Origin of the sequence: Clostridium sp. 1001271B_151109_B4 (assembly GCF_015670405.1) — a bacterium.
In the GTDB taxonomy this organism is placed as follows: domain Bacteria; phylum Bacillota; class Clostridia; order Clostridiales; family Clostridiaceae; genus Clostridium.
The window spans coordinates 45,756-69,802 of record NZ_JADPBQ010000011.1 but is presented as its reverse complement, the minus strand read 5'-3'; the positions used below and the strand labels follow the sequence as shown (position 1 = coordinate 69,802).

Below are 24,047 nucleotides of genomic sequence, written 5' to 3'. Positions count from 1 at the left end.
AACTTAGTATGACTCAAAAGTATTAATCTTCAACTTAATTAATACTTTTGAGATAATAATCAATTTCTACGCAGAACAACTTTCACATTCCGCAACTTCTAATGACTTAGATCTTACATAATAAATAGACTTCACTCCACATTTACATGCTATTATATATAAATTCATTATTTGTCTCATTGTATATTCTGTGGTTATATATAAATTAAATGATTGCCCTTGGTCTATGTGTCTCTGTCTAATCCCATTTATCTTTACACAAATCTGTTGATCTATATTATAAGCTGAATTATAGTACCAGAAATTCTCCCAACTTAAATTTGGAGCCGTTTTCGGAACAATACTTCCCTTCTTTTCTTCTAGCCAGAATCTTGCCATAACAGGATCTACACCCTCAGATGTTCCTGCAATTGTTGCTGTAGATCCATTTGGAGCAACTGCAAATAAGTATCCATTTCTTAATCCATATTTTCTTACATCACCTTTTAAGTCATTCCATTTATCTGAATCATAATTTCTTAAGCTAAAATACTCTCCATTTTGCCAATCTGAACCATCAAAGCATGAATATGGGCCTTTTTCTTTAGCTATTTTCATACTTGATTTAATTGCATAATAATTTATTTTTTCATAAACATTATCTGCAAACTCTAAATGCTTTTCTTCATTCCAGTGAATTTTATTATTTGCAAGCATATGATGGTATCCACTAGTTCCTAATCCTATTGCTCTATATTTTTTATTAGTAACTTCAGCAAAAGGTACTGAATAGTAATTTAAATCTATTACATTATCCATAGCCCTTATTTGAGTTTCAACTACATATTCCACATCTTCATCATTATTTACATCAACATTTCCTAATACTATTGATGAAAGATTACAAACTACAAAATCTCCAGCCTTAGTTTTTTCAACTATAATGGTATCTCCATTATCATCTGTTATTGTTGTATTTTGAATATCCATAGGACTCATATTTTGCATTATTTCTGTACATAAATTAGAAGAGTAAATCATTCCTGCATGTTTGTTAGGATTCATTTTATTTACTGTATCTCTGTAAAAAGCAAAAGGTGTTCCTGTTTCTGCAGCACTTTTAATAATTAATCTAACTATATCCTTAACAGACATTACTCTTTTATCAATTTTGTCATCATTAACACAATCATAATATCTTTTTTCCCATTCTTCCCCATAATAATCTTCTAAGGAGTATCCCTTAATAGATTTAATCTCATGAGGACACATCATGTACCAATTAGAATCTATATCCTCTTCTGCTAATCTCCAGAATAAATCTGGATAACAAAGACCTGGAAAAATATCATGAGCTTTCTTTCTATCATCACCATTATTAGTTTTTAATTGTAAGAATTCTGGTACTTCCTTATGCCAAGCATCAAGCCATATTGCAACTGATCCATTTCTTACTCCTAATTGGTCAACCGCTACTGCTGTATCATTAAATAACTTTATCCATGGAATTACTCCACCTGATGCTCCTTTAAAACCTCTTATAGCTGATCCTATAGCTCTTATCTTCCCTATATAAATTCCCATTCCTCCACCGAACTTTGATACTTCTGCAAAGTTATCTAGAGATTTATATATTCCTTTTAAGCTATCTTCTACTGTATCAATAAAACATGAACTTAATTGATAAAATGGTTTTCTTGCATTTGACATAGTAGGTGTTGCCATAGTTGCTTTAAGAGAACTTAAAACATCATAAAACCTCTTTGCCCACACTAATTTATTTTGTTTATCTTCAGGAATTGCTAAATGCATTGCTATTCCCATAAACATTTGTTGTGGAAGCTCAAGAGGTTTTCTATTATAGTCTTGAATTAGATATCTTTTTGTTAATAGATCTATACCACTATAAGTAAATATATAATCTCTTTCAGGCTTTATCTCTTTTTCTAATTCTTCGATTTCTTCTTTAGTATAGTTTTCTAAAATATACTTTCCATATAACTTCTTATCAGTCATTTCAGAAATGAATTCATAATAATTGCTATATGGCTTATCTTCTACTTTTCTTCCTCTATTTCTTTTTACTTCATCATATAATTTATCTACATATAATTTTGATGCAACATACTGCCACTTAGGCTCTTGTTCAGTAGTTAGCTCTAATGCTATTTGAATTACAGAATTTCTAACTTCCTCTTCATTCATTGACTCTCTTATTATATTTTTACATCCATCAATTAGCTTTTCTTTTACATAAATTCCTTGTAAATCATCTATTTCACTAACTGCTTTTTTACAAATACTTTCTAAATTAACCACTTTTGCTCCTCCACTATATATAGTATATTTTTTCTCTTCACTACACAATATATCGTAATTATAATCTTACTCTTTGTTATTGTAAAATAACCTATAAAGCAAAAAAACTAAAAAAAAAGACTTATCTTTTTGATTTCTTCAATTTCCTTTAATAATCTATAATAATTATTAATCAATAATTATTTTCCTTGTATTTATTATTTTATTATTCATTAGTATTATTATGTTACATATATTTAAAATAAATTACTTAACATAATTATATTTTTAATATATAATCTTTATGAAAACTATCGATATATTAATACAGAGGTATTTTTTTATGAAAGATTTATTTAAAAGTAAAAGTTTTTACATTGACGTTGTAGTAATTATTTTAGGATGCTTTATCTCTTCATTAGGGGTTAATCTATTCCTATCTAATGCTAAGCTTCTAAGTGGCGGAGTCACTGGTATAGCACTTATTTTGCAATATTTATTTAATGTTCCATCTGGAATAACAGTTTTTCTACTTAATATTCCCTTATTCTTTGTAAGCTATAAATATTTAAGTAAGCGTTTTACAATTTATACTGCAATAGGTATGATTTCATTCTCAACTGCATTAATGTTAACTAAACCTTTATCTAATTTAGTTCAAGTTGATGATATGTTATTACATTGTATTTATGGTGGAGTCCTAAGTGGAATTGGGTATGGATTAATATTTTATAGAAATGGTTCTATTGGTGGTACTGATATCATTACTATGGTTATTAGAAAAAAATATTCAAATTTTGATATAGGTAAAGTTGGATTTGGATTCAATTTAATTATAGTTTCTATTTCAGTTTTCATATTTGGATTACCTAGAGCTCTATACACATTAATATCATTATTTATTACTAGTACCCTTTTAGATAAAGTGCTAAATGGTTTTACTAGTAAAAAACTTCTTCTTATTTTAACTGAAAAAGAAGATGATATTATTAATTATGTAATAAAAGATATGCATCGTGGTGTTACTGCACTTATGGCTGAAGGTGGATATACTAGAGATAAGAAAAAACTATTATATGTTGCAGTTACAACTTCTCAAATGATTAGCTTAAAAACTAAAATATTAAGAGTTGATCCAAAAGCATTCATTACTATAATAGATGTATCTGAAGTTAAAGGAAAAGGCTTCGCAACAATTTAATTAATACGTGTAATATCAAAAAAGAAAGATTATCTCTTCGGGAATTAGTGAAATTTCCCCTAGAATATAATCTTTCTTTTTTTCTTTTATCCTAATAAATTATTTATAACTTAACAACTAAAAATATTAATGTTTTTGCTAATAAGTACTATTGGAAATACTAGTTGAGATTTAAATACTTTCTAAATATGCCTTTTTTCCTATTTCGTATAGGTTATTTCCTTCTGTGTCTATTATGACAACTAGTGGCATATCTTTTACTTCTAGCCTTCTTATTGCTTCTGCTCCTAAATCATCATAGGCTATTACTTCTGACGACTTTATACACTTACTTATTAAAGCACCTGCTCCACCTATCGCTCCAAAGTATATTGCTTTATTTCTTTTTATTGAATTTATAACTTCTTCACTTCTTGCACCTTTCCCTATCATACCCTTTAAACCTAAATCTAGCAGTCTTGGTGCATAGCTATCCATTCTATAGCTAGTAGTTGGTCCAGCAGATCCTATAACCTCTCCTGGCTTTTCTGGAGTAGGTCCTACATAATATATAATCTCACCATTAATATTTAAAGGTAAGTCTTTTCCTTCATCTAACAAATTTATTAATCTTCCATGAGCTGCATCTCTAGCAGTATAAACTATTCCTGATAATAATACACTATCTCCAGCTGCTAATGTTTTCGTTATTTCTTCAGTTAAAGGAGTTACTATCTTCTTTTCCATTTTTAATCCTCCTACAGTTCTCTTTCTTTATGCCTTGTTGCATGACAATTAATATTAACTGCTACAGGTAAACCTGCAATATGAGTTGGATATGTTTCTATATTTAATCCTAAAGCTGTAGTTTTTCCTCCAAAGCCTTGTGGCCCTATACCTAACTTGTTAATAGTATCTAAAAGTTCCTCTTCTAAGTCACTATAAAACTTATCTTCATTTCTTTTATCTAGTGGTCTTATTAATGCTTTTTTAGCTAGATAAGCAGCTTTATCGAATGTTCCTCCAATTCCGACACCTATTACTATTGGTGGACATGGATTCGGCCCTGCCAATCTCACAGTCTCAATTACGAAATCCTTAACCCCTTGTAATCCATCTGATGGCTTAAGCATTTTTATTCTACTCATATTTTCTGATCCAAATCCTTTAGGAGCAACTGTTATTTTTATTTTATCTCCAGCAACAATATTATAATAAATAACTGCTGGTGTATTATCTTTTGTATTAATTCTATTAATAGGATCTTTAACTACTGACTTTCTTAAAAACCCTTCTTCATATCCTCTTCTAACACCTTCATTTATAGCTTCATCTAGTAATCCCCCAATAATATGTACATCTTGTCCTACTTCAACAAAGATGCAAGCCATTCCAGTATCCTGACATATTGGCATATTTTCATTTTTAGCTATATCAGAATTTAATATTATTTGATCTAATATATTTTCTGCTAATGGCCAAGTTTCATTTTTTTTTGAATTATATAATGCTTTTTTTACATCATTTGATAAATAGTAATTTGCTTCAATACAAAGTTCTTTTACCGTATCAATAATTTTTGATATATGTATTTCTCTCATTTAAGAACCTCCTATTCTCGTATATATGAATAGTTTATTATTTTTAGATAAATTTTACAACTAAAACCTAAGATTGCTCTTATTCATTTAAAAATAAAAAGTTAGTAATTAATATAAAAATCAACTACTAACTCCTAAATTTCCTGGGAAATTTCTATTATTCTGCACTTTTCTCTGAATCACCATCAAAATATTTATCTATACCATCAGATATTCCCTTTACAATTAATTCTTGATGTTCATCAGTTTTTAATTTTTGCTCTTCTGTCGGATTTGATAAGAAACCACATTCCACTATTATTGAAGCCCCTTCATATTTATCTCTTAATATTAAATAAGCTTCTCCTGCTGGCTTAGCAACTCTTTTATTATTATCATTAACTGTTTCTTTAATAGATTCTTGAACATTAGTTGCTAATTCATAGCTCTTTTCATTTGATGCATACCATACTTGTGCTCCATAGCACTTACTTTGCGGAAACATATTTTGATGTATTGAAACAAATATATCACACTTTGTTTCTGTCTTTAATGCAACTCTTTTTTTTAAATCTTCTCTCTTTTTCTCTTTTACAGTTTTACCTTCTTGATAAAGACCTTCATCACTCTCCCTAGTCATACAAACCTTATATCCTTTATCCTCTAAATTATCTCTAAGCTTTAATGCTATTTGTAAATTTATATCCTTTTCTATTGTTCCTGATTGTGATTTTGCACCACCATCAATTCCTCCATGCCCTGGATCAATTAAAATTACCTTTTTTGATTCATCATCTTCTGCCATTGCATAAGCTATATTAATAAAATTAATAAGTATTAAGCAAGTAAAAATAGCAACAATAATTTTTTTCATAACACATCCTCCATTATATTAATATCATTTTTATTTTGTTTAATTTTATAACTATTTATTCAAAATAAAAAAAGAGCGATTTCTCGCTCTTTCTTAATTATTATTTTCAATTACTATTTCTGCAATATTTGTTGAATGGTCACCTATTCTCTCTAAATTACTTAATAAATCAAGGAATATTGCACCAGCATATGCATTACAAGTACCTTCATGTAATCTCTTAATATGTAGGTCTCTATATCTCTTATGCATCTTATCTATTTCAGCTTCAACATTTGTTATTTCTTTTGCTTTTGCTGAATCTCTATCAGAATAACTTTCTATTGATATATCTAATGCCTTTAAAGTGCTTTGATACATATTTGTTATTTCACCAATAGCTTCATTACTATAGCTTAATTTTTTATTAATCTTTTGAATAGTTAAATCAGCTAAGTTCTCTGCATGATCTCCTATTCTTTCAATATCATTAACTATGTGGAATGTAGATGCAACTATGTTCTTTTCTTTATCAGATAATTCACACTTAGAAAGCTTAACTAAATAATTTGTTATGCATTCTTCAAGGTTGTTAATTATCTCTTCATTTTCATATACTTTTTCAGCTAAGCTTTCATCATTTTTCATAAATGCATCCATAGCTAATTCTAAGCTTAATTTTGCCTTATTAGACATTCTTATAGTTTCCTTAACAACTTGCCCAGCTGCAATTACTGGAGTTTCTAATAATCTATCATCTATATACTTAGGTCCTACTTTTTCGTCATCTTCACCTGGTATGATTCTCTCAACTATTTTACACAATATAGGTATTAAAGGAACCATTATTAAAGTATTTACTACATTAAATATTGTATGTGCATTTGCAATTTGTCTATTTACATCTGTAGTAAAATACGAAACAAAGTTACCTAAGAATCCTGGCACTATTATTGGTAAGAATATTATAGTACCAACTACATTGAATATTAAATGTAACATAGCAGCTCTATGAGCAGTTTTATTAGTACCAACAGTTGCAAGCATTGCTGTTATACAAGTACCAATATTACATCCCATTATTATTGGAAGTGCTTGATTAATATTTAATGCTCCTGCTGTCGCTAAAGCTACAAGTATCCCTGTAGTCGCAGATGAACTTTGAAGTACTGCTGTAATTAACGCCCCTGCTATTACACCTAAATACCAGTGTGCTCCTACTGTTGTAAGTATTTCTTGGAACATTGGAGATGATGTAAGTGGTTTCATTGCCCCACTCATTGTTCCCATACCAACAAATAAAATACCAAACCCAAGTATTATGTTACCAATTTCTCTTCTCTTTTTGCCCTTAACAAACATTACCATCATAGCACCAACAAAAACAAAAATTGGTGCAATATTATCTAATTTAAAAGCAACTAACTGTGCTGTAACAGTTGTTCCAATGTTTGCCCCCATTATAATTCCAGCCGCTTGTGCTAAATTCATTAATCCAGCATTAACAAATCCAACTACCATAACAGTTGTAGCACTACTACTTTGAATAACCATAGTTACTACAGCTCCGACAATAACTCCAATTATAGGATTTTTAGTTACTTTTTCAAGTATCTTTTTTAATCCTTCACCAGCAGCATTTTCAAGACCATCACCCATTAACTTCATACCGTAGATGAATAGTCCTAATCCACCTAATAATTTAACAATAGTTAATATCGTATCCAAGATAATTTCTCCTTCACTCTTGTATATTTTATGTATATTAATAAAAGTTTCACCTCGTTAAGTTTACAATAAAATTTAACATTTGTTAATAGATTTCAACATTTTTTAACATAGATTTAATATTATTTTTTACAATCTTATGTTAACTATTTTTTCAGTATATATCTTAGTAAAAAGTTTATGATATCTATTTCATTGCTATATTTTTTAGTGAATTCTATTTAATTAAAATAAAAAAGCAATCATAGTGATTATTTAATATCAGCTATAATTACTTAACCTTATCCAGCTCTTCATTTATTTTTTAATTCTTATCTAACATTATCTTTACAATTTAGTTATTACTTAATTTATAACAATATTTACTGCTATATTTTTATAATAATATCATTATAAAAAAAAAGAGAGGTATAAAACCTCCCTGAAAAAATACTATCTCTTTGAGAATTGAGATGCTTTTCTTGCCTTCTTAAGACCGTATTTCTTTCTTTCTTTCATTCTTGAGTCTCTAGTTACGAAACCAGCTTTCTTTAATTCAGATTTTAAGTTTTCATCTGATTTAATTAAAGCTCTTGTAATTCCGTGTCTGATAGCTCCAGCTTGACCTGTGAATCCACCACCGTGAACGTTAACTAAAACGTCAAATTTATCCTTAGTTCCTGTTAAAACTAATGGTTGGTTAACGATCATTCTTAAAGTTTCTAAACCAAAGAAAGTTTCGATTTCTCTATTGTTGATAGTAACTTTACCATTTCCTGGTACAAGTCTAACTCTTGCAACTGATTTTTTTCTTCTTCCAGTACCCATGTATTGAACTTTTGCCATTTTTTATTCCTCCTCCCGAACTTGTATTAGTACTTTAATTCAAGTACTTCTGGTTGTTGAGCTGCGTGTTCGTGCTCAGTACCTTTGTATACTTTTAACTTTTTAAGCATTTTTCTACCTAATACTCCTGATGGAAGCATTCTTCTAACAGCTTCTTCGAAAGCAAATTCTGGCTTCTTAGCAAGAACTTCTCTGTAAGGAATTTCTTTTAATCCACCAACGTATCCGCTGTGCTTTCTTAACATTTTTTGATCTAACTTCTTACCAGTTAAAACAACTTTTTCTGCATTGATAACTATAACGAAATCTCCGCAATCAACATTTGGTGTAAATGTTGGCTTATTCTTTCCTCTTAATATTGAAGCAACTTGGCTAGCTACTCTTCCTAGTGGCTTACCAGCAGCGTCAACAACATACCATTTTCTTTCAACTTCTTGTGCTTTTGCAATGTATGATTTCATGTGTTTTCCCTCCCTGAACTTACATTTTATCGTTATACTTAATTATGTATAACATTTATGTCAAGACCTCGGGGCTCGTGGCCTTACGTACATAAATTATTCTAACAAACAAAATAAATTATAATACACGGATGCGGGTGTGTCAATATTTTTTGTAAATATTTTTTAATAATAAACCTCTTTTAAAAATAGTCCATGAGGAGGCACGCAATCTCCTGCTAAGGTTCTATCTTTTTGGTTTATTATATATGATATTGACACAGCATCTGTTTTTCCCCTACCAACGTTTATTAGAGTCCCAACTATTATTCTAACCATATTATATAAAAAACCATCACCACTTACAGAAATTTTTATAACATTCTCTTCTTTTTCTACTTTAACATCAAAAATAGTTCTAACCGTACCTTTTACAGAACTTCCTTGTGTCTTAAAGGCAGCAAAATCATGTGTACCAATAAATTGCTTTGCCGCAATTTTCATAGCATCCACATCAAGATCATATTTATAATGATACATTTGATTTCTCATTAATGCAGAAGGTACTTCCGAATTTAATATATAATACTCATATGTCTTACCCTTTGCACAATATCTTGCATGAAAATCATCTTCTACCTGTTCTGATTTTATTATTACTATATCCTCAGGTAATTTAACGTTTAGTGCCTCTCTAAACTTAGCAGGAGGCACTTTACTATTAGTTTTAAAATTAGCAACAAATCCTTTTGCATGGACTCCAGCATCTGTTCTCGAGCTTCCTGTTACTTCGGAATATTCTTTAGTAACAATCTCTATAGCCTCTTCAATCTCGCCTTGTATTGTCTTAAGCTCCTTTTGCTTTTGCCATCCATAATAATTTGTTCCATCATATTCTAAGGTCAATTTAATATTATTCAACATATCACCTTTTCAATTAAATTTATTACATTGCAAATCTAACAATAAGTGTACTAGCTAATAATAAAGCAAATACACCAAATGCAATAAAATCTTTAGAAGTAAACTTTAGAACTTTCATTCTAGTTCTTCCTGCTCCCCCTCTATAACACCTTGCTTCCATAGCCATAGCAAGTTCATCTGCTCTTCTAAATGAACTAATAAATAACGGTACTAAAAGTGGAATTAAGCTCTTAGCCTTCTGAATTAATCCACCACTTTCAAAGTCAGCACCTCTAGCTTTTTGAGCTTTCATGATTTTATCAGTTTCATCAATAAGGGTAGGTATAAATCTTAATGCAATAGTCATCATCATAGCTAATTCATGGGCCATTTCTTTACCTATTGGTCTTAGTAATCTTTCTATTCCATCTGTTAATTCTATTGGAGATGTAGTTAATGTTAAAACAGATGTCCCCATAATAAGAAGTATCAATCTTATTGCCATAAAGAATGCAGTCTTAATACCTGATTCATAAATTTTTATAAATCCAAGCTCAAAAAGTAATCTTCCATCTCTAAGCATAAATATATTTAAAATTGCAGTTAATGCTATTAATAAAAATACCGGTTTTAATCCCTTATACAGATATCTTGGAGATATTTTAGCTACATAAACAACCAATGCTAAGAAAGCAACAACAAAAATATATCCAACAAATTTATCTACAATAAATAGGCTAATTATGAATAAAAATGCTATTAATATCTTAGTTCTAGGATCTAGTTTATGTATGAAAGATTCACCTGGTATATACTGACCTATAGTTATATCTTTAATCATATTAAACTTCTCTCTTTCTTCTATTTGCTAAAGCTTTTAAAATTTCTACAGTTCCTTTTTCAACTGTAAACACTTCATCAGAAACATCAAAACCTTTTTCTCTTAATGCTCTCATTAAATAAGTAACTTGTGGAACTGCAAGCCCTATTCTTTCAAGTATTTCTACTTCTTTAAATATTTCTGAAGGTTTTCCTAATAACTCAATCTTTCCACCATTCATAACTACGATTCTTTCAGCAAGTTTTCCTACATCTTCCATGCTATGACTAACTAAAACAATTGTCATTTTATATTTTTCATGAAGTATCTTTATTTGCTCTAAAATATCATCTCTACCCTTAGGATCTAACCCAGCAGTTGGTTCATCTAGAATTAATACTTTAGGTTCCATTGCTATAACACCTGCTATTGCAACCCTTCTTTTTTGACCTCCACTTAAATCGAATGGTGAAACATCCTTATAAGTTTCATAATCAAGACCAACCATTTCCATTGATTTTTTAACTCTACTAGAAACCTCTTCTGACGATAACCCCAAGTTATTTGGTCCAAATGCTACATCTTTCTCAATAGTTTCTTCAAATAACTGATATTCTGGATATTGAAATACTAATCCTATCTTCTTTCTAATATTACTAAGTTTAACTTCTTTGCTAGTTATGTCAACTTCATCAACTAAAATTCTCCCTGAGCTAGGCTCTAATAATCCATTTAAGTGTTGAATAAGTGTAGATTTACCTGAACCGGTATGACCTATTAAAGCTAAAAATTCTCCATCTTCTATTGTTAAATTAACATTATCTAATGCCTTTTTTTCAAATGGAGTTTTAGGCATATATACATGTGTTAAATTTTCTATTTTAATTGACATAACGCACTCACCATCTCATTCACATTTAAAATTTTAGTATCAATATTTATTCCTGCTTTTTGTAATTCATAGCATATTTCTGTTACTTGTGGAACATCTAATCCTATTTTTTTCATAGTTTCTACCTCTGAAAAAACATCACGTGGAATTCCTTCAATTATTACTTTCCCTTTATCCATTACAACTACTCTATCTGCTTGAGCAGCTTCATCCATGTAGTGAGTAATTAATATAACAGTGATTCCATGTTTCTTATTTAAATCTTTAATATTATTCATTACTTCTTTTCTACCTGCTGGATCAAGCATTGCAGTAGGTTCATCAAAAATAATACACTTCGGTTGCATTGCTAATATACCAGCAATTGCAATTCTTTGCTTTTGTCCCCCTGATAATAAATGTGGAGCATGCCTTTTATATTCACTCATTCCAACCTTTTCAAGAGCTTCATCAACTCTTTGTCTTATTTCTTGTGGTGGAACTCCTAAGTTTTCAGGTCCGAAAGCAACATCTTCTTCAACAATAGTTGCTACTAACTGATTATCAGGATTTTGGAATACCATTCCTGCACTTGATCTAATATCCCATACATTATTTTCATCAGTTGTATCTAATCCATTTACGATAACAGTTCCTTCAGTAGGTACTAATAAGGCATTCATATGTTTTGCAACAGTGGATTTTCCTGATCCATTATGTCCTAAAACAACTAAAAATTCACCTTTATTTACATCTAAATTCAATCCATCTATAGCTAATTTTTCTATTCCTTCTTCACCTGTAGAATATTTAAAAACTACATTTTTACATTCTATCATTTTCTCCATATGTATCCCTCCTTTAGAAACACCTTTTTATATAATTAAATTATATAAATTTCATATAAATTTCCATAATTTAATTATATAGAAGCTCTATTTAATTACAAGTATTTGATATATAATCTCTCTATTATCTTATGATAAAATTGACATATTTAATTAATACTTTTTTATATGAAAAAATGGGGATTAAGTAAAACTTAATCCCCAGAGTGAAATTATACTAATTCAAGTATAACAACTTCAGCTCCGTCTCCTCTTCTAGGACCTTTTTTGATCATTCTAGTGTATCCGCCGTTTCTTTCAGCGTACTTTGGAGCGATTTCATCAAATAATGTTTTAACAACATCTTCTTCTAAAACGTAAGCTAAAACTTGTCTTCTAGCGTGAAGATCTCCTCTTTTTGCAAGAGTAATCATCTTTTCAGCTATAGATCTAGCTTCTTTAGCTCTAGTTTCAGTAGTTTCAATTCTACCATGCTTTAAGAAGCTAGTAACAAGACTTCTTAACATAGCTCTTCTTTGGTCTGTAGAAAGACCTAACTTACGATAACCTGCCATGGATTTACCTCCCTACTCGTCGCTTAGTTTTAAGGCTAAACCTAATTCCTTAAGCTTTCTTTCAACTTCTTCTAAAGATTTCTTTCCTAGATTTCTTACCTTCATCATGTCGTCCATTGATTTACCAGCAAGTTCTTGTACTGTATTGATACCAGCTCTTTTTAAGCAGTTATAAGATCTAACTGAAAGATCTAGTTCTTCAACAGTCATTTCTAGTACTTTTTCTTTTTTATCTTCTTCTTTTTCAATCATTATTTCAACATCATTAGTTGCAACACCTAATGACATAAATAACTTAAAGTGCTCTATTAAAATCTTAGCAGATAAGCTTATAGCTTCATCTATTTTAATAGTACCATTAGTCCAAATTTCTAGTGTTAATTTATCATAATCAGTGATTTGACCAACTCTAGTATTATCAACTGTAAAGTTTACTCTCTTAACAGGAGTATAAATAGAGTCAATAGCTATTGATGAAAGTGGTAGTGAATCACTCTTATTTTTATTTTGAGTAACGTATCCTCTACCTCTGTTAACTGTTAATTCCATGTACAGTCTTCCATTTTCATCAAGAGTAGCGATGTGTAAATCTTTATTGATTACTTCAACACTTCCATCAGTCTTAATATCTGCACCTGTAACAACTCCTGGTCCTTTAGCATCTATATAGATAGTTTGTGGACCTTCGCCTTCCATTGTTAATGCTAAAGATTTGATGTTAAGAATTAATTCAGTAACATCCTCTTTAACACCTTGTACAGTAGAGAATTCATGAAGTACTCCATCAATCTTAATTGATGTAGTAGCTACACCTGGAAGAGAAGATAAAAGAATTCTTCTCATTGCATTTCCAAGTGTAATACCATATCCTCTTTCTAATGGTTCAACTACATATTTACCATATGTACCATCTTCATTTGACTCTATACATTCAATTATTGGCTTTTCTATTTCTAACATGTATAAACCCTCCTTATATATAAAATGGCAACCTTTTTACGAGGGCAACTGATTCCATTAAATAATCTAAAATAATATATTAATATAAACTATATTAAACTATTATTTGCTGTATAATTCGACAATTAGAGTTTCATTAACTGGTACGTCAATATCTTCTCTAGCTGGCGCAGCAACAACTTTACCTTCATAGTTTTCAACGTTAGCTTCTAACCATTTTGGTAATGTCTTTGGATTTTCAGCGAAAGTCTTGAACTTTTCAGTTCCTCTGCTCTTTTCGCAAACAGATACTACATCGTTAACTGATACTCTGTATGATGGAATATCAACTTTCTTACCATTTACTAAGAAATGTCCGTGAGTAACTAATTGTCTAGCTTCGTTTCTAGAAGCACCGTATCCTAATCTATAAACAACGTTATCTAATCTCATTTCTAGTAACATTAATAAGTTTTCACCAGTGATTCCCTTCATGTGGTCAGCCTTTTCATAGTAATGTCTGAATTGACCTTCTAAAACACCGTATATTCTTCTAGCTTTTTGCTTTTCTCTTAATTGTACTCCGTAGTTAGATAACTTCTTCTTAGCTGCTCCATGTTGTCCTGGTGCATAGCTTCTTCTTACGAAAGCACATTTATCTGTATAACATCTATCTCCCTTAAGGAATAGCTTTTGACCTTCTCTTCTACATAATCTACATGTAGCTCCAGTATATCTTGCCATTCGTTACACCTCCTGTTGAATTTAAATATAATTAGACTCTTCTTCTCTTCGGTGGTCTACATCCGTTGTGTGGAATTGGAGTAACATCTTTAATTAAAGTTACTTCTAATCCTGCAGCTTGTAATGATCTTATAGCTGCTTCTCTACCAGCTCCTGGTCCTTTTACGTATACTTCTATACTCTTTAAACCGTGTTCCATAGCTGCTTTAGCTGCTGTTTCTGCTGCCATTTGAGATGCAAATGGTGTGCTCTTTCTTGAACCTCTGAAACCTAGAGCTCCAGCACTTGACCATGATAAAGCATTTCCAGCCGCATCAGTTAAAGTAACTATTGAGTTATTGAAAGTTGATTGGATGTGTGCAGCACCATGCTCAACATTCTTTCTTTCTTTTCTTCTTCTAGTAGTCTTTTTGACTTTTTGAGCCATCGAAATCCCTCCTCACTACTTCTTCTTATTTGCGATAGTCTTCTTAGGACCTTTTCTAGTTCTAGCGTTAGTCTTAGTTTTTTGTCCTCTAACTGGAAGACCTTTTCTATGTCTAATACCTCTGTAACAACCTATTTCAACTAATCTCTTAATATTTAAAGCAACATCTCTTCTTAAGTCACCTTCAACCATTAAGTTCTTGTTTACATAGTTTCTGATTTCATTTACTTCATCCTCAGTAAGATCCTTAATTCTAGTATCTGGATTGATTCCAGTAGTAGCTAATATCTTGTGAGAAGTAGATAAACCAACTCCGTATATATATGTTAGACCTATTTCAACTCTTTTTTCCTTTGGTAGGTCAACGCCTGCTATTCTTGCCATTTGAACTTACACCTCCTGTTTATTGAAATGCAATTTTTTATTTTTGCTTTTGGTAAATTTATATTAAAATCTTAGGTCGATAGGTTAAATTAACCTATCGTCAGCCGTACCTAAAATCAATAAGCTGATTTAAACGCCTATATAATAATATTGAACTTTCAAATAAAAGTCAATATATTAATAATTGTAAATTATTCTGCCTAATATTAAATCATATTAGCCTTGTTTTTGCTTGTGCTTAGGATTTTCACAGATTACCATTACTTTTCCTTTTCTTCTAATAATCTTGCACTTTTCGCAAATAGGCTTAACTGATGGTCTTACTTTCATCGCTAACCCTCCTTGTGTAATTTATGGTAAATATATTTACCTTATTTTGCTCTCCAAGTAATTCTTCCTCTTGTTAGGTCATATGGAGAAAGTTCTATAGTAACCTTATCTCCTGGAAGAATTCTTATGAAGTTCATTCTTAATTTTCCTGATATGTGAGCTAAAATTTTATGACCACTTTCTAACTCAACTTGAAACATTGCATTTGGTAAAGCCTCTAAGACTACACCTTGCATTTCTATTACATCATCTTTTGACATAAGGTAATCAACCCTCCTTAACAATGCCTTTTAGTTTTAGAAATCTCTTAATTTTTAAATCAGTACCTTTTTTCTTTAATATAATTGATGCTTTAATCTCATCATCTACATTCTCTAAAACACTAAAATGTTTTATGCTTTTTTTCTTAGGCATCTGAATTGTCTTATTACTTCCATTACTAAGAAGGTAATAAGTATCATCAACTTTATCAACAATAACGTAATAATGATTCTTATCTCTTCCGCATTTTGAAAGAACAATTTTCCCAATTAAGTCATTGTTTTGCAAATCACTTTCACCTCGATGATTACCTTAGCCATAAATCTACAAGCCACCTTTTGGTATCATGCGAATTTATAACTAAGCAACACTTATTTGATCAGTGTTAATATCTCTGGTCCATCTGGTAAAATTACAACAGTGTTTTCATAGTGAGCCGAAAGGCTCTTATCTGCTGAGACTACTGTCCAATCATCACCTAAAGTAGCTACTCTATATGTTCCCATATTAACCATAGGTTCTATAGCTAGAGCCATACCAGCAACTAATTTTGGACCTCGGCCTGGTCTTCCGAAGTTAGGAACTTCTGGATCCTCATGGACACTCTTTCCTATTCCGTGACCTACAAATTCTCTTACAACAGAGAAACCTGAAGCCTCAACGTAGCGTTGTATTTCATGTGAAATATCAGTTAGTCTATTTCCTATTTTAGCAAATTCCAAACCCTTAAAAAAGGATTCTTCAGTAACTTTAATAAGTTTTTTTGCTTCATCCGAAATATTACCTACAGCAAAAGTTCTTGCTGCATCTCCATGGAACCCATTAATATGTGCACCACAGTCAACACTAATAATATCTCCCTCTTTTAATACATACCCTCCTGGTATTCCATGAACTACTTGCTCATTAACAGATATACATAGTGAAGCAGGAAATCCATAGAGCCCTTTAAATGAAGGTGTCGCCCCATGCTTAGTTATAAATTCTTCTGCTATCCTATCTAACTCAGCAGTAGTTATTCCTGGTTTAACCTCTTTTTCAACTAATAGAAGAGTTTCAGCTACGATTCTACCAGCAATCCTCATTAGGTCGATTTCTTTATCATTTTTGATAATAATCATTAGTTTGCACTCCCTAATATATCGCAGATACTTTCGAATACTTCATTAATAGCTTTAGTTCCATCTACAGTAGAAAGTAAGTTTTTCTCTTTATAAAAATCAATCAGTGGTTGTGTTTGTCTTTCATAGACATCTAATCTCTCTTTTACAGTTTCCTCAACATCATCTTTTCTTTGGATAACATTGTCTCCACAAACATCGCAAACCCCATCAACAGTTGGTGGATTGAATTTTATATGGTAACTAGCTCCACATGATAAACAAACTCTTCTTCCTGTCATTCTTTCAAGTATGAAACTGCTAGGTACTTCGATACATAAAGCTGTATCTAAGTTTTCATCTCTTGATTCTAAAAACTCTTGTAGAGCTTCAGCTTGAGCAACAGTTCTTGGGAAACCATCTAATAGATAACCATTTTTACAGTCTTCCCATGTAAGTCTATCCTTAACCATATTAATAGTTACTTCATCTGGTACTAATTGACCATTATCAATATATTGCTTTGCTTCTATTCCTAAAGGGGTTTCTTCCGAAATATTCTTTCTAAAGATATCCCCAGTAGAAATATGTGGTATAGAGTATCTATTACTAATTGATTTTGCCTGTGTTCCTTTTCCAGCCCCAGGAGGACCTAATAATACTATCTTCACGGGCATCATCTCCATTATAAATCTATTTTAAGAATCCTTGGTAGTGTCTCATAACTAATTGTGAGTCTAACTGTCTAGAAAAATCTAAACCAACTCCAATTAGTATTAATAGTGACGTTCCACCAAATTGGATTCCACTTAAATCTGTATAATTACTAATTAATATTGGAGTAACAGCTAATAATGCTGCAAATAATCCCCCGATTAAAGATACTTTAGTAAGTACTTTTTCGAAATACTTCTCTGTAGCTTCACCTGGTCTTACTCCTGGTACAAAGCCTGCAGACTTATGAAGATTCTCAGCCATTTCATCTGGTTTAAATGTTATTTGAGTATAGAACCAAGTAAAGAATACTGTTAATACTGCATAACAAACTGGATACATCCATGTACTTTTATTAAAAATACTATATGGACTGTTTAATATCCATTGTGACCATCCCTTAGTTGGGAAGAAATTAGCTATTGTTTCAGGGAACATCATTACAGACATTGCAAAAATAATTGCAATAACTGCTGATCCAATTAAACTTAGTGGTATATGAGTAGATTGACCTTTCATAACCTTAGAACCTACAGCCTTACCAGCATACTGGATTGGCACTCTTCTCTCTGCTAACGAGAAGTAAATTGTAAATACTAATAGTGCTAAAGCACCAACTAAGAATAATGCTATTTCAATAATAGTAATTTCACCTGCTTCTTTTAATGTAAATAATGACATTAAAGTTGTAGGTAATTGAGATACTATATTGACAAATATTAATATTGAAACTCCATTTCCAAATCCTTTTTGAGTTATTTGATCACCAAGCCACATACAGAAAGTAGATCCTACTACCAATGAAATTAATACTATTGCCTTTTGAGCTGTATTTAATCCTGTTGCTGCACCTTGTGCTGCAATCATTGAGTAAATTCCAATTGCTAATACAAAACCTATAGCTATTGAAGCATATCTTGTAATAGATTGAATTTTTTTTCTACCTTCTTCTCCTTCTTTAGATAGTTGTTCTAATGAAGGAATTGCAATTGTTAATAATTGCATTATGATTGATGCATTAATATAAGGTGAAACGCTTAATGCAAATATACTAAACTTGCTTAAAGCTCCTCCTGATATTAAATTATAAAAACCAAGTAACCCACCAGAGTTTGTCATTGAGCTTAAATAACTAGTATCAATTCCAGGAACGGGAATATGTATTCCAATCCTGAAAATTGCTACTAAAAATATCGTCCATAAAAATCTTTTTCTAAGTTCCGGAACCTTCCAGGCATTACGTAGGGTTGATAGCATATTACATCACCTCAACTTTTCCTCCAGCTGCTTCTATCTTTTCAGCTGCTGCCTTAGACATCTTACATCCTTGAACAGTTAAGCTCTTTTCTAGTGTTCCGTTTCCTAATATCTTAACTCCATCTTTAACTTTAGATATTACTCTTGTTTCAAGTAATAATTCTGGAGTTACTACTGTGCCGTTTTCAAATATGTTTAATCTATCAACATTGATAGAAACTATTTGCTTAGCGAAGATATTAGTGAATCCTCTCTTAGGAAGTCTTCTGTATAATGGCATTTGACCACCTTCAAATCCTGGTCTAACTCCACCGCCTGATCTAGCGTTTTGTCCTTTTTCACCTTTACCAGCGTTTCTTCCTAAACCTGAACCAGTACCTCTACCAACTCTCTTAGGAGCTTTTTTACTACCAGCTGCTGGTTTTAATTCATGAAGTTTCATATCTCGTGCACCTCCTCTTTATTATACTTCTTCTACTTTTAATAAGTAGTCAACTTTGTTGATCATACCTCTGATTTGAGGAGTATCCTCATGCTCTACAGTTTTGTTAATCTTTCTTAGACCAAGAGCATTTGCAGTAGCGATATGGTCTTTCTTTCTGCCTATTAAGCTTTTAACTAAAGTAACCTTTATCTTTGCCATTGCGTATACCTCCTAACCTAATATTTCTTCTACAGTTTTGCCTCTTAATCTAGCTATATCTTCAGCTGTTCTTAAGTTTGCTAAACCATTAATTGTAGCATTTACCATGTTTCTTGGATTGTTTGAACCTAAAGACTTAGCTCTAACGTCCTTTAATCCTGCTAATTCTAATACAGCTCTTGCTGGTCCACCAGCAATAACTCCTGTACCTTCTTTAGCTGGCATGATTAAAACTTTACCAGTTCCAAACTTACCATATATTTCGTGAGGAACTGTTGTTCCAACTATAGCAACGCTAACCATGTTTTTCTTAGCGTCTTCGATTCCTTTTTTAATTGCTTCTGGGATTTCGATTGACTTACCCATTCCTACGCCTACGTGTCCGTTCTCGTCACCAACAACAACTAAAGCGCTGAATCTGAAGTTTCTACCACCCTTAACAACCTTAGTAACTCTGTTTATAAAAACAACCTTTTCCTTAAGGTCTAGTGTGCTAGGATCGATTCTCATTGATTTCCCTCCTTGTTTGATTAGAATTTTAAGCCTGCTTCTCTAGCGCTTTCTGCTAATGTTTGAACTCTTCCGTGATATACGTATCCACCTCTGTCGAATACAACTTCAGTTATACCTTTATCTAAAGCTCTTTTAGCAACTAATTCACCAACTAATTTAGCAGCTTCTTTGTTTCCGCCTACCTTAACATCAACTTCTTTATCTAAAGTTGAAGCAGATACTAAAGTTACAGCATTTATATCATCTATAATTTGAGCATATATGTTTTTTTCACTTCTATAAACTGAAAGTCTTGGTCTTTCAGGAGTACCAGAAACTTTCTTACGTACTCTAAGGTGACGCTTTGCTCTGCTTGCTTTTTTGTCTGCCTTCTTGAACATAAGGTTCACTCCTTCCTAATTATTTCTTACCAGTCTTACCTTCTTTACGTCTGATAACTTCGCCTTCGAATTTAATTCCTTTACCCTTATATGGTTCAGGTTTTCTCCACTTTCTTATATCAGCCGCAGCAGCACCAACTAATTGCTTATCGATTCCTGAAACAACTACTTTTGTAGCTGCTGGAGTTTCGAAAGTAATTCCTTCAGCTGGTTCTATTTCAACTGGGTGTGAATATCCTAAGTTCATTACAAGTTTCTTTCCTTGTAATTGAGCTCTATAACCAACACCGATTAATTCTAGAGTCTTTTGGTATCCCTTTTCAACTCCTATGATCATGTTGTTGATTAATGCTCTAGTTAATCCGTGAAGAGCTCTATGCTCTTTAACATCACTAGGTCTTGTAACAACAACTTGGTTGTCTTCAACTGCTATATTCATGTCTTTGTCCATAGCCTTAACTAATTGCCCTTTTGGTCCTTTTACAGTAACAACGTTATCTTCAGTAACTGTAACTGTAACTCCAGCAGGGATAGCTATTGGTAATCTACCTACTCTTGACATAATCGCACCTCCTGTATTACTTCTTAGATCTATATGTTAATCTACTTAATTTCAAATTTGTTACTACCAAACGTAGCAAACAACTTCTCCACCTAAGCCTAATTTTCTAGCTTCTCTGTCTACAACTATACCTTTTGAAGTTGAAATTACAGCGATTCCTAATCCATTAAGAACTCTTGGAACTTCATCCTTCTTACAGTATACTCTTAAACCTGGTTTTGAAATTCTCTTGATTCCAGTTATAACTCTTTCTTTGTTAGAACCGTATTTAAGAGATAATCTCATCATTGGAACTACACCGTCATTATATTCTTCAATATTTTTGATGTATCCCTCTTGTAATAATATATTTGCAACAGCCTTCTTTACGTTTGAAGAAGGAACTTCTACTACTTCGTGTCTTACAGCATTCGCATTTCTAATACGAGTTAGTAAATCTGCGATAGGATCTGTCATAACCATTTAATTTGCCTCCTTTCAGTCGTTAGGTTTACCAGCTTGCCTTCTTACAACCAGGAATTTCACCCTTGTAAGCAAGTTCTCTAAAGCATATACGGCAAATACCAAACTTTCTTAATACTGCATGTGGTCTTCCACATATTCTGCATCTTGTATAAGCTCTTGTTTTATATTTAGGAGCTTTGCTCCACTTTTCAATAATAGCTTTACGTGCCACAGTTTTCCCTCCTTATTATTGAGCGAATGGCATACCAAGGAATCTTAATAATTCTCTTGCTTCTTCGTCAGTCTTTGCAGTTGTAACGAAGATAATATCCATTCCTCTAACCTTATCGATCTTATCGTATTCTACTTCTGGGAATATTAATTGTTCTTTAATTCCTAAAGAATAATTTCCTCTTCCGTCAAATGCTTTGTCAGAAACCCCTCTAAAGTCTCTAACTCTTGGAAGAGCAATTGACATTAGCTTATCAGCAAATTCAAACATCTTTGCTCCTCTTAATGTAACTTTACATCCTAATGCCATGTTTTCTCTAATCTTAAAGTTAGCAACAGATTTCTTTGCTCTTGTTAAGATTGGCTTTTGTCCTGAGATAAGTTGTAAATCAGCAACCGCAGATTCTAAAACCTTTTGGTTATCTTTAGCTTCTCCAACTCCCATATTTATAACGATTTTTTCAAGCTTTGGAACTTCCATAACGTTTTTGTATCCGAACTTTTCTGTCATCGCTTGAATTACTTCATTTGTATACTTCTCTTGAAGTCTTGGTGTCATAATTAGTACCTCCTTTCAGATCTTAGAATGTTTCTCCACACTTCTTACAAACTCTAACCTTAGTACCATCTTCTAAGATTTTACTGCTAATTCTTGTAGCATTTTTGCATTTTGTGCAGTATAACATAACTTTTGAGCTGTAGATAGCTCCTTCTTTTTCAATTATTCCGCCTTGAGCATTAGCTCTAGATGGTTTTTGATGTTTCTTTACTATGTTAACTCCTTGAACAAGAACCTTTCCTGTTTTTGGATATACTTTTAAAACTTCACCAGTTTTCCCAGCATCTTTACCAGAAATAACTACTACTGTGTCGTTCTTTTTAACGTGTAACTTCAAATTAGCCACCTCCTCTATTATAGAACTTCTGGTGCTAATGATAATATTTTGTTAAATTCTTTATCTCTTAGCTCCCTAGCAACTGGTCCGAAGATACGAGTTCCTCTTGGTTGCTTATCATCTTTTATTATAACAGCAGCGTTCTCATCAAATTTGATGTATGAACCGTCAGCTCTTCTTAATCCTCTTACTGATCTAACAATAACAGCTTTTACAACGTCACCTTTTTTAACAACTCCGCCTGGTGTTGCACTTTTAACGCTAGCTACTATTATATCTCCAATGTTACCGAACTTTCTCTTTGATCCGCCTAAAACTCTGATACACATTATTTCTTTAGCACCTGAGTTATCTGCTACCTTTAATAAGGTTTGTTGTTGTATCATTGAAATTTACCCTCCTTTCAGTCTTTAAAAGCTTATTTAGCTCTTTCAACTATTTCAACAAGTCTCCATCTCTTATCTTTAGATAATGGTCTAGTTTCCATTATTAATACTCTATCATTCATGTTAGCTTCATTATTTTCATCATGAGCTTTGAATTTAGTAGTTCTATTCATAGTTTTTCCGTATAGTGGATGTCTTACCTTAGTTTCAACAGCAACTACGATAGTTTTATCCATTTTATCAGAAACAACTCTACCGATTTTCTTCTTTCTTAATCCTCTTTCCATTAGGGGCTACCTCCTTCCAGATTTACTGTTCAAATGCCCTGATCTCTTCTTCTCTAATGATGGTTTTGATTTGGGCTATAGATTTCTTTACTTCTCTTATTCTCATAGGATTTTCTAATTGTCCTGTAGCTAATTGGAATCTTAAGTTGAATAATTCAGCTTTTAATTCTCCTAATTTAGCAACTAAATCTTGAGGATTATTTGCTCTTAAATCTTTTAATTCTCTAGCCTTCATTATTCTTCACCACCCATTTCCTCAAAATCTCTTCTTGTAACGAATTTACACTTTACAGGAAGTTTGTGTGATGCAAGTCTCATTGCTTCTCTTGCAACTTCTTCGTTAACTCCTGATAATTCGAATAATACTCTACCAGGTTTAACTACAGCTACCCAATATTCTGGTGAACCTTTACCAGAACCCATTCTTGTTTCAGCTGGCTTTTCAGTAACTGGCTTATCTGGGAATACTTTTATCCAAAGTTTTCCTCCTCTTCTAATGTATCTGTTAATTGCTATTCTGGCAGATTCTATTTGGTTACTTGTTATCCATCCACAAGTTTGTGCTTGGATACCAAAATCTCCGTATGCAAGGAAATTACCTCTAGTAGCTTTTCCTTTCATTCTACCACGTTGTACCTTACGATGCTTAACTCTTTTAGGCATTAACATG

36 protein-coding genes are annotated in these 24,047 nt (G+C 31.9%); 1 reads left to right on the top strand and 35 read right to left on the bottom strand.

Annotated features, from left to right (window positions below; translation table 11 throughout):
• Positions 1 to 66: 66 nt before the first annotated feature.
• Positions 67 to 2,298 carry a ribonucleoside-diphosphate reductase subunit alpha gene (locus I4V63_RS09315; RefSeq protein WP_196000995.1) on the bottom strand — a complete coding sequence of 744 codons (2,232 nt, stop codon included), beginning with the start codon at positions 2,296 to 2,298 and terminating at the stop codon, positions 67 to 69.
• A gap of 322 nt (positions 2,299 to 2,620) precedes the next feature.
• Here I4V63_RS09315 and I4V63_RS09310 point away from each other — a divergent pair, with 322 nt between their 5' ends.
• Complete coding sequence (locus I4V63_RS09310) at positions 2,621 to 3,478, top strand: YitT family protein (RefSeq protein WP_196000994.1); 858 nt, start codon at positions 2,621 to 2,623, stop codon at positions 3,476 to 3,478.
• Positions 3,479 to 3,649: 171 nt separating this feature from the next.
• Here the strand turns inward: I4V63_RS09310 and I4V63_RS09305 are convergent, their stop codons facing one another.
• From I4V63_RS09305 to rplP, 34 genes are all read right to left on the bottom strand, one after another.
• Positions 3,650 to 4,204: a Fe-S-containing hydro-lyase gene (locus I4V63_RS09305; protein ID WP_196000993.1), complete on the bottom strand. Its 555-nt coding sequence runs from the start codon at positions 4,202 to 4,204 to the stop codon at positions 3,650 to 3,652.
• Positions 4,205 to 4,215: 11 nt separating this feature from the next.
• A complete protein-coding gene (locus I4V63_RS09300) occupies positions 4,216 to 5,058 on the bottom strand; it encodes a fumarate hydratase (protein WP_196000992.1) in 843 nt (280 codons plus the stop codon).
• 157 nt (positions 5,059 to 5,215) lie between these two features.
• Positions 5,216 to 5,911: an N-acetylmuramoyl-L-alanine amidase CwlD gene (cwlD, locus tag I4V63_RS09295; protein WP_196000991.1), complete on the bottom strand. Its 696-nt coding sequence runs from the start codon at positions 5,909 to 5,911 to the stop codon at positions 5,216 to 5,218.
• Positions 5,912 to 6,004: 93 nt separating this feature from the next.
• The gene (locus I4V63_RS09290; protein ID WP_196000990.1) at positions 6,005 to 7,618 is read right to left on the bottom strand and encodes a Na/Pi cotransporter family protein; all 1,614 of its coding nucleotides are present in this window, start codon (positions 7,616 to 7,618) and stop codon (positions 6,005 to 6,007) included.
• Positions 7,619 to 8,050: 432 nt separating this feature from the next.
• Entirely contained in the window at positions 8,051 to 8,443 is a 393-nt protein-coding gene (gene rpsI, locus I4V63_RS09285; protein WP_196000989.1) for a 30S ribosomal protein S9, read from the bottom strand.
• 26 nt (positions 8,444 to 8,469) lie between these two features.
• Entirely contained in the window at positions 8,470 to 8,904 is a 435-nt protein-coding gene (gene rplM / locus I4V63_RS09280; RefSeq protein WP_196000988.1) for a 50S ribosomal protein L13, read from the bottom strand.
• Positions 8,905 to 9,069: 165 nt separating this feature from the next.
• Positions 9,070 to 9,804: a tRNA pseudouridine(38-40) synthase TruA gene (gene truA, locus I4V63_RS09275; protein WP_196000987.1), complete on the bottom strand. Its 735-nt coding sequence runs from the start codon at positions 9,802 to 9,804 to the stop codon at positions 9,070 to 9,072.
• A gap of 25 nt (positions 9,805 to 9,829) precedes the next feature.
• Positions 9,830 to 10,627 (bottom strand): energy-coupling factor transporter transmembrane component T, encoded by a 798-nt coding sequence (locus I4V63_RS09270; protein ID WP_196000986.1) that lies wholly within the window; start codon positions 10,625 to 10,627, stop codon positions 9,830 to 9,832.
• 1 nt (position 10,628) lies between these two features.
• Positions 10,629 to 11,498, bottom strand: a complete 870-nt coding sequence (locus I4V63_RS09265; protein ID WP_196000985.1) for an energy-coupling factor transporter ATPase — start codon at positions 11,496 to 11,498, stop codon at positions 10,629 to 10,631.
• Positions 11,483 to 12,325, bottom strand: a complete 843-nt coding sequence (locus I4V63_RS09260) for an energy-coupling factor transporter ATPase (RefSeq protein WP_196000984.1) — start codon at positions 12,323 to 12,325, stop codon at positions 11,483 to 11,485. The genes I4V63_RS09265 and I4V63_RS09260 overlap by 16 nt, the downstream gene beginning before the upstream one ends.
• Positions 12,326 to 12,537: 212 nt before the next feature.
• Positions 12,538 to 12,879 carry a 50S ribosomal protein L17 gene (gene rplQ / locus I4V63_RS09255; RefSeq protein WP_042401475.1) on the bottom strand — a complete coding sequence of 114 codons (342 nt, stop codon included), beginning with the start codon at positions 12,877 to 12,879 and terminating at the stop codon, positions 12,538 to 12,540.
• A 12-nt stretch (positions 12,880 to 12,891) separates the two neighbouring features.
• A complete protein-coding gene (locus tag I4V63_RS09250; RefSeq protein ID WP_196000983.1) occupies positions 12,892 to 13,839 on the bottom strand; it encodes a DNA-directed RNA polymerase subunit alpha in 948 nt (315 codons plus the stop codon).
• 102 nt (positions 13,840 to 13,941) lie between these two features.
• Positions 13,942 to 14,562 (bottom strand): 30S ribosomal protein S4, encoded by a 621-nt coding sequence (gene rpsD / locus I4V63_RS09245; RefSeq protein WP_196000982.1) that lies wholly within the window; start codon positions 14,560 to 14,562, stop codon positions 13,942 to 13,944.
• A 31-nt stretch (positions 14,563 to 14,593) separates the two neighbouring features.
• A complete protein-coding gene (gene rpsK, locus I4V63_RS09240; protein ID WP_005212098.1) occupies positions 14,594 to 14,989 on the bottom strand; it encodes a 30S ribosomal protein S11 in 396 nt (131 codons plus the stop codon).
• Between the two features lie 15 nt (positions 14,990 to 15,004).
• Entirely contained in the window at positions 15,005 to 15,373 is a 369-nt protein-coding gene (rpsM, locus tag I4V63_RS09235) for a 30S ribosomal protein S13 (RefSeq protein WP_196000981.1), read from the bottom strand.
• A gap of 216 nt (positions 15,374 to 15,589) precedes the next feature.
• The gene (gene rpmJ / locus I4V63_RS09230; RefSeq protein WP_016205879.1) at positions 15,590 to 15,703 is read right to left on the bottom strand and encodes a 50S ribosomal protein L36; all 114 of its coding nucleotides are present in this window, start codon (positions 15,701 to 15,703) and stop codon (positions 15,590 to 15,592) included.
• A gap of 41 nt (positions 15,704 to 15,744) precedes the next feature.
• Positions 15,745 to 15,963, bottom strand: coding sequence for a translation initiation factor IF-1 (gene infA, locus I4V63_RS09225; RefSeq protein WP_005212092.1), 219 nt, complete (start codon positions 15,961 to 15,963; stop codon positions 15,745 to 15,747).
• Positions 15,964 to 15,970: 7 nt separating this feature from the next.
• Complete coding sequence (locus I4V63_RS09220) at positions 15,971 to 16,252, bottom strand: KOW domain-containing RNA-binding protein (RefSeq protein ID WP_196000980.1); 282 nt, start codon at positions 16,250 to 16,252, stop codon at positions 15,971 to 15,973.
• An 83-nt stretch (positions 16,253 to 16,335) separates the two neighbouring features.
• Complete coding sequence (gene map, locus I4V63_RS09215; protein WP_042401494.1) at positions 16,336 to 17,085, bottom strand: type I methionyl aminopeptidase; 750 nt, start codon at positions 17,083 to 17,085, stop codon at positions 16,336 to 16,338.
• Positions 17,085 to 17,735, bottom strand: a complete 651-nt coding sequence (locus I4V63_RS09210; RefSeq protein WP_196000979.1) for an adenylate kinase — start codon at positions 17,733 to 17,735, stop codon at positions 17,085 to 17,087. The genes map and I4V63_RS09210 overlap by 1 nt, the downstream gene beginning before the upstream one ends.
• Positions 17,736 to 17,757: 22 nt before the next feature.
• Positions 17,758 to 19,035, bottom strand: coding sequence for a preprotein translocase subunit SecY (gene secY / locus I4V63_RS09205; protein WP_196000978.1), 1,278 nt, complete (start codon positions 19,033 to 19,035; stop codon positions 17,758 to 17,760).
• A gap of 1 nt (position 19,036) precedes the next feature.
• Positions 19,037 to 19,477 (bottom strand): 50S ribosomal protein L15, encoded by a 441-nt coding sequence (gene rplO / locus I4V63_RS09200; RefSeq protein ID WP_042401505.1) that lies wholly within the window; start codon positions 19,475 to 19,477, stop codon positions 19,037 to 19,039.
• A gap of 21 nt (positions 19,478 to 19,498) precedes the next feature.
• Positions 19,499 to 19,678, bottom strand: coding sequence for a 50S ribosomal protein L30 (gene rpmD, locus I4V63_RS09195; protein ID WP_005212077.1), 180 nt, complete (start codon positions 19,676 to 19,678; stop codon positions 19,499 to 19,501).
• Between the two features lie 12 nt (positions 19,679 to 19,690).
• Positions 19,691 to 20,188: a 30S ribosomal protein S5 gene (rpsE, locus tag I4V63_RS09190; RefSeq protein ID WP_042401509.1), complete on the bottom strand. Its 498-nt coding sequence runs from the start codon at positions 20,186 to 20,188 to the stop codon at positions 19,691 to 19,693.
• Between the two features lie 20 nt (positions 20,189 to 20,208).
• Positions 20,209 to 20,571, bottom strand: a complete 363-nt coding sequence (gene rplR / locus I4V63_RS09185) for a 50S ribosomal protein L18 (RefSeq protein ID WP_196000977.1) — start codon at positions 20,569 to 20,571, stop codon at positions 20,209 to 20,211.
• 19 nt (positions 20,572 to 20,590) lie between these two features.
• The gene (gene rplF, locus I4V63_RS09180) at positions 20,591 to 21,133 is read right to left on the bottom strand and encodes a 50S ribosomal protein L6 (protein ID WP_042401515.1); all 543 of its coding nucleotides are present in this window, start codon (positions 21,131 to 21,133) and stop codon (positions 20,591 to 20,593) included.
• A gap of 63 nt (positions 21,134 to 21,196) precedes the next feature.
• Positions 21,197 to 21,595 (bottom strand): 30S ribosomal protein S8, encoded by a 399-nt coding sequence (gene rpsH / locus I4V63_RS09175; protein WP_005212071.1) that lies wholly within the window; start codon positions 21,593 to 21,595, stop codon positions 21,197 to 21,199.
• A gap of 28 nt (positions 21,596 to 21,623) precedes the next feature.
• The gene (locus I4V63_RS09170) at positions 21,624 to 21,809 is read right to left on the bottom strand and encodes a type Z 30S ribosomal protein S14 (protein ID WP_005212070.1); all 186 of its coding nucleotides are present in this window, start codon (positions 21,807 to 21,809) and stop codon (positions 21,624 to 21,626) included.
• 15 nt (positions 21,810 to 21,824) lie between these two features.
• A complete protein-coding gene (rplE, locus tag I4V63_RS09165; RefSeq protein ID WP_196000976.1) occupies positions 21,825 to 22,367 on the bottom strand; it encodes a 50S ribosomal protein L5 in 543 nt (180 codons plus the stop codon).
• A gap of 22 nt (positions 22,368 to 22,389) precedes the next feature.
• Entirely contained in the window at positions 22,390 to 22,704 is a 315-nt protein-coding gene (rplX, locus tag I4V63_RS09160) for a 50S ribosomal protein L24 (protein WP_196000975.1), read from the bottom strand.
• Between the two features lie 17 nt (positions 22,705 to 22,721).
• Positions 22,722 to 23,090: a 50S ribosomal protein L14 gene (gene rplN, locus I4V63_RS09155; protein ID WP_021876949.1), complete on the bottom strand. Its 369-nt coding sequence runs from the start codon at positions 23,088 to 23,090 to the stop codon at positions 22,722 to 22,724.
• A gap of 32 nt (positions 23,091 to 23,122) precedes the next feature.
• On the bottom strand, positions 23,123 to 23,377 hold the full coding sequence (gene rpsQ, locus I4V63_RS09150) for a 30S ribosomal protein S17 (protein WP_005212062.1): 255 nt from the start codon (positions 23,375 to 23,377) through the stop codon (positions 23,123 to 23,125).
• A 22-nt stretch (positions 23,378 to 23,399) separates the two neighbouring features.
• Positions 23,400 to 23,612 (bottom strand): 50S ribosomal protein L29, encoded by a 213-nt coding sequence (gene rpmC, locus I4V63_RS09145; protein WP_005212060.1) that lies wholly within the window; start codon positions 23,610 to 23,612, stop codon positions 23,400 to 23,402.
• On the bottom strand, positions 23,612 to 24,046 hold the full coding sequence (gene rplP / locus I4V63_RS09140; protein ID WP_040419026.1) for a 50S ribosomal protein L16: 435 nt from the start codon (positions 24,044 to 24,046) through the stop codon (positions 23,612 to 23,614). The genes rpmC and rplP overlap by 1 nt, the downstream gene beginning before the upstream one ends.
• Between the last annotated feature and the right edge of the window lies 1 nt (position 24,047).

What these genes read in the sequence shown, in the direction of transcription:
- rpsM (WP_196000981.1), bottom strand. Translation starts at nt 15,373, where the DNA reads ATGGCAAGAATAGCAGGCGTTGACCTACCAAAGGAAAAAAGAGTTGAA.
- rpsK (WP_005212098.1), bottom strand. Translation starts at nt 14,989, where the DNA reads ATGGCTCAAAAAGTCAAAAAGACTACTAGAAGAAGAAAAGAAAGAAAG.
- secY (WP_196000978.1), bottom strand. Translation starts at nt 19,035, where the DNA reads ATGCTATCAACCCTACGTAATGCCTGGAAGGTTCCGGAACTTAGAAAA.
- rplR (WP_196000977.1), bottom strand. Translation starts at nt 20,571, where the DNA reads ATGTTCAAGAAGGCAGACAAAAAAGCAAGCAGAGCAAAGCGTCACCTT.
- rplF (WP_042401515.1), bottom strand. Translation starts at nt 21,133, where the DNA reads ATGTCAAGAGTAGGTAGATTACCAATAGCTATCCCTGCTGGAGTTACA.
- rplM (WP_196000988.1), bottom strand. Translation starts at nt 8,904, where the DNA reads ATGAAATCATACATTGCAAAAGCACAAGAAGTTGAAAGAAAATGGTAT.
- rplP (WP_040419026.1), bottom strand. Translation starts at nt 24,046, where the DNA reads ATGTTAATGCCTAAAAGAGTTAAGCATCGTAAGGTACAACGTGGTAGA.
- map (WP_042401494.1), bottom strand. Translation starts at nt 17,085, where the DNA reads ATGATTATTATCAAAAATGATAAAGAAATCGACCTAATGAGGATTGCT.
- rplQ (WP_042401475.1), bottom strand. Translation starts at nt 12,879, where the DNA reads ATGGCAGGTTATCGTAAGTTAGGTCTTTCTACAGACCAAAGAAGAGCT.
- rplN (WP_021876949.1), bottom strand. Translation starts at nt 23,090, where the DNA reads ATGATACAACAACAAACCTTATTAAAGGTAGCAGATAACTCAGGTGCT.
- rplO (WP_042401505.1), bottom strand. Translation starts at nt 19,477, where the DNA reads ATGAAACTTCATGAATTAAAACCAGCAGCTGGTAGTAAAAAAGCTCCT.
- I4V63_RS09265 (WP_196000985.1), bottom strand. Translation starts at nt 11,498, where the DNA reads ATGTCAATTAAAATAGAAAATTTAACACATGTATATATGCCTAAAACT.
- rpsE (WP_042401509.1), bottom strand. Translation starts at nt 20,188, where the DNA reads ATGAGAATCGATCCTAGCACACTAGACCTTAAGGAAAAGGTTGTTTTT.
- I4V63_RS09260 (WP_196000984.1), bottom strand. Translation starts at nt 12,325, where the DNA reads ATGGAGAAAATGATAGAATGTAAAAATGTAGTTTTTAAATATTCTACA.
- rpsQ (WP_005212062.1), bottom strand. Translation starts at nt 23,377, where the DNA reads ATGGAAAGAGGATTAAGAAAGAAGAAAATCGGTAGAGTTGTTTCTGAT.
- rpsH (WP_005212071.1), bottom strand. Translation starts at nt 21,595, where the DNA reads ATGGTTATGACAGATCCTATCGCAGATTTACTAACTCGTATTAGAAAT.
- rplE (WP_196000976.1), bottom strand. Translation starts at nt 22,367, where the DNA reads ATGACACCAAGACTTCAAGAGAAGTATACAAATGAAGTAATTCAAGCG.
- rpmD (WP_005212077.1), bottom strand. Translation starts at nt 19,678, where the DNA reads ATGGCAAAGATAAAGGTTACTTTAGTTAAAAGCTTAATAGGCAGAAAG.
- I4V63_RS09250 (WP_196000983.1), bottom strand. Translation starts at nt 13,839, where the DNA reads ATGTTAGAAATAGAAAAGCCAATAATTGAATGTATAGAGTCAAATGAA.
- infA (WP_005212092.1), bottom strand. Translation starts at nt 15,963, where the DNA reads ATGTCAAAAGATGATGTAATAGAAATGCAAGGTGTAGTCTTAGAGGCT.
- rpmC (WP_005212060.1), bottom strand. Translation starts at nt 23,612, where the DNA reads ATGAAGGCTAGAGAATTAAAAGATTTAAGAGCAAATAATCCTCAAGAT.
- I4V63_RS09310 (WP_196000994.1), top strand. Translation starts at nt 2,621, where the DNA reads ATGAAAGATTTATTTAAAAGTAAAAGTTTTTACATTGACGTTGTAGTA.
- I4V63_RS09300 (WP_196000992.1), bottom strand. Translation starts at nt 5,058, where the DNA reads ATGAGAGAAATACATATATCAAAAATTATTGATACGGTAAAAGAACTT.
- rpsD (WP_196000982.1), bottom strand. Translation starts at nt 14,562, where the DNA reads ATGGCAAGATATACTGGAGCTACATGTAGATTATGTAGAAGAGAAGGT.
- I4V63_RS09270 (WP_196000986.1), bottom strand. Translation starts at nt 10,627, where the DNA reads ATGATTAAAGATATAACTATAGGTCAGTATATACCAGGTGAATCTTTC.
- rpmJ (WP_016205879.1), bottom strand. Translation starts at nt 15,703, where the DNA reads ATGAAAGTAAGACCATCAGTTAAGCCTATTTGCGAAAAGTGCAAGATT.
- I4V63_RS09305 (WP_196000993.1), bottom strand. Translation starts at nt 4,204, where the DNA reads ATGGAAAAGAAGATAGTAACTCCTTTAACTGAAGAAATAACGAAAACA.
- rpsI (WP_196000989.1), bottom strand. Translation starts at nt 8,443, where the DNA reads ATGGCAAAAGTTCAATACATGGGTACTGGAAGAAGAAAAAAATCAGTT.
- cwlD (WP_196000991.1), bottom strand. Translation starts at nt 5,911, where the DNA reads ATGAAAAAAATTATTGTTGCTATTTTTACTTGCTTAATACTTATTAAT.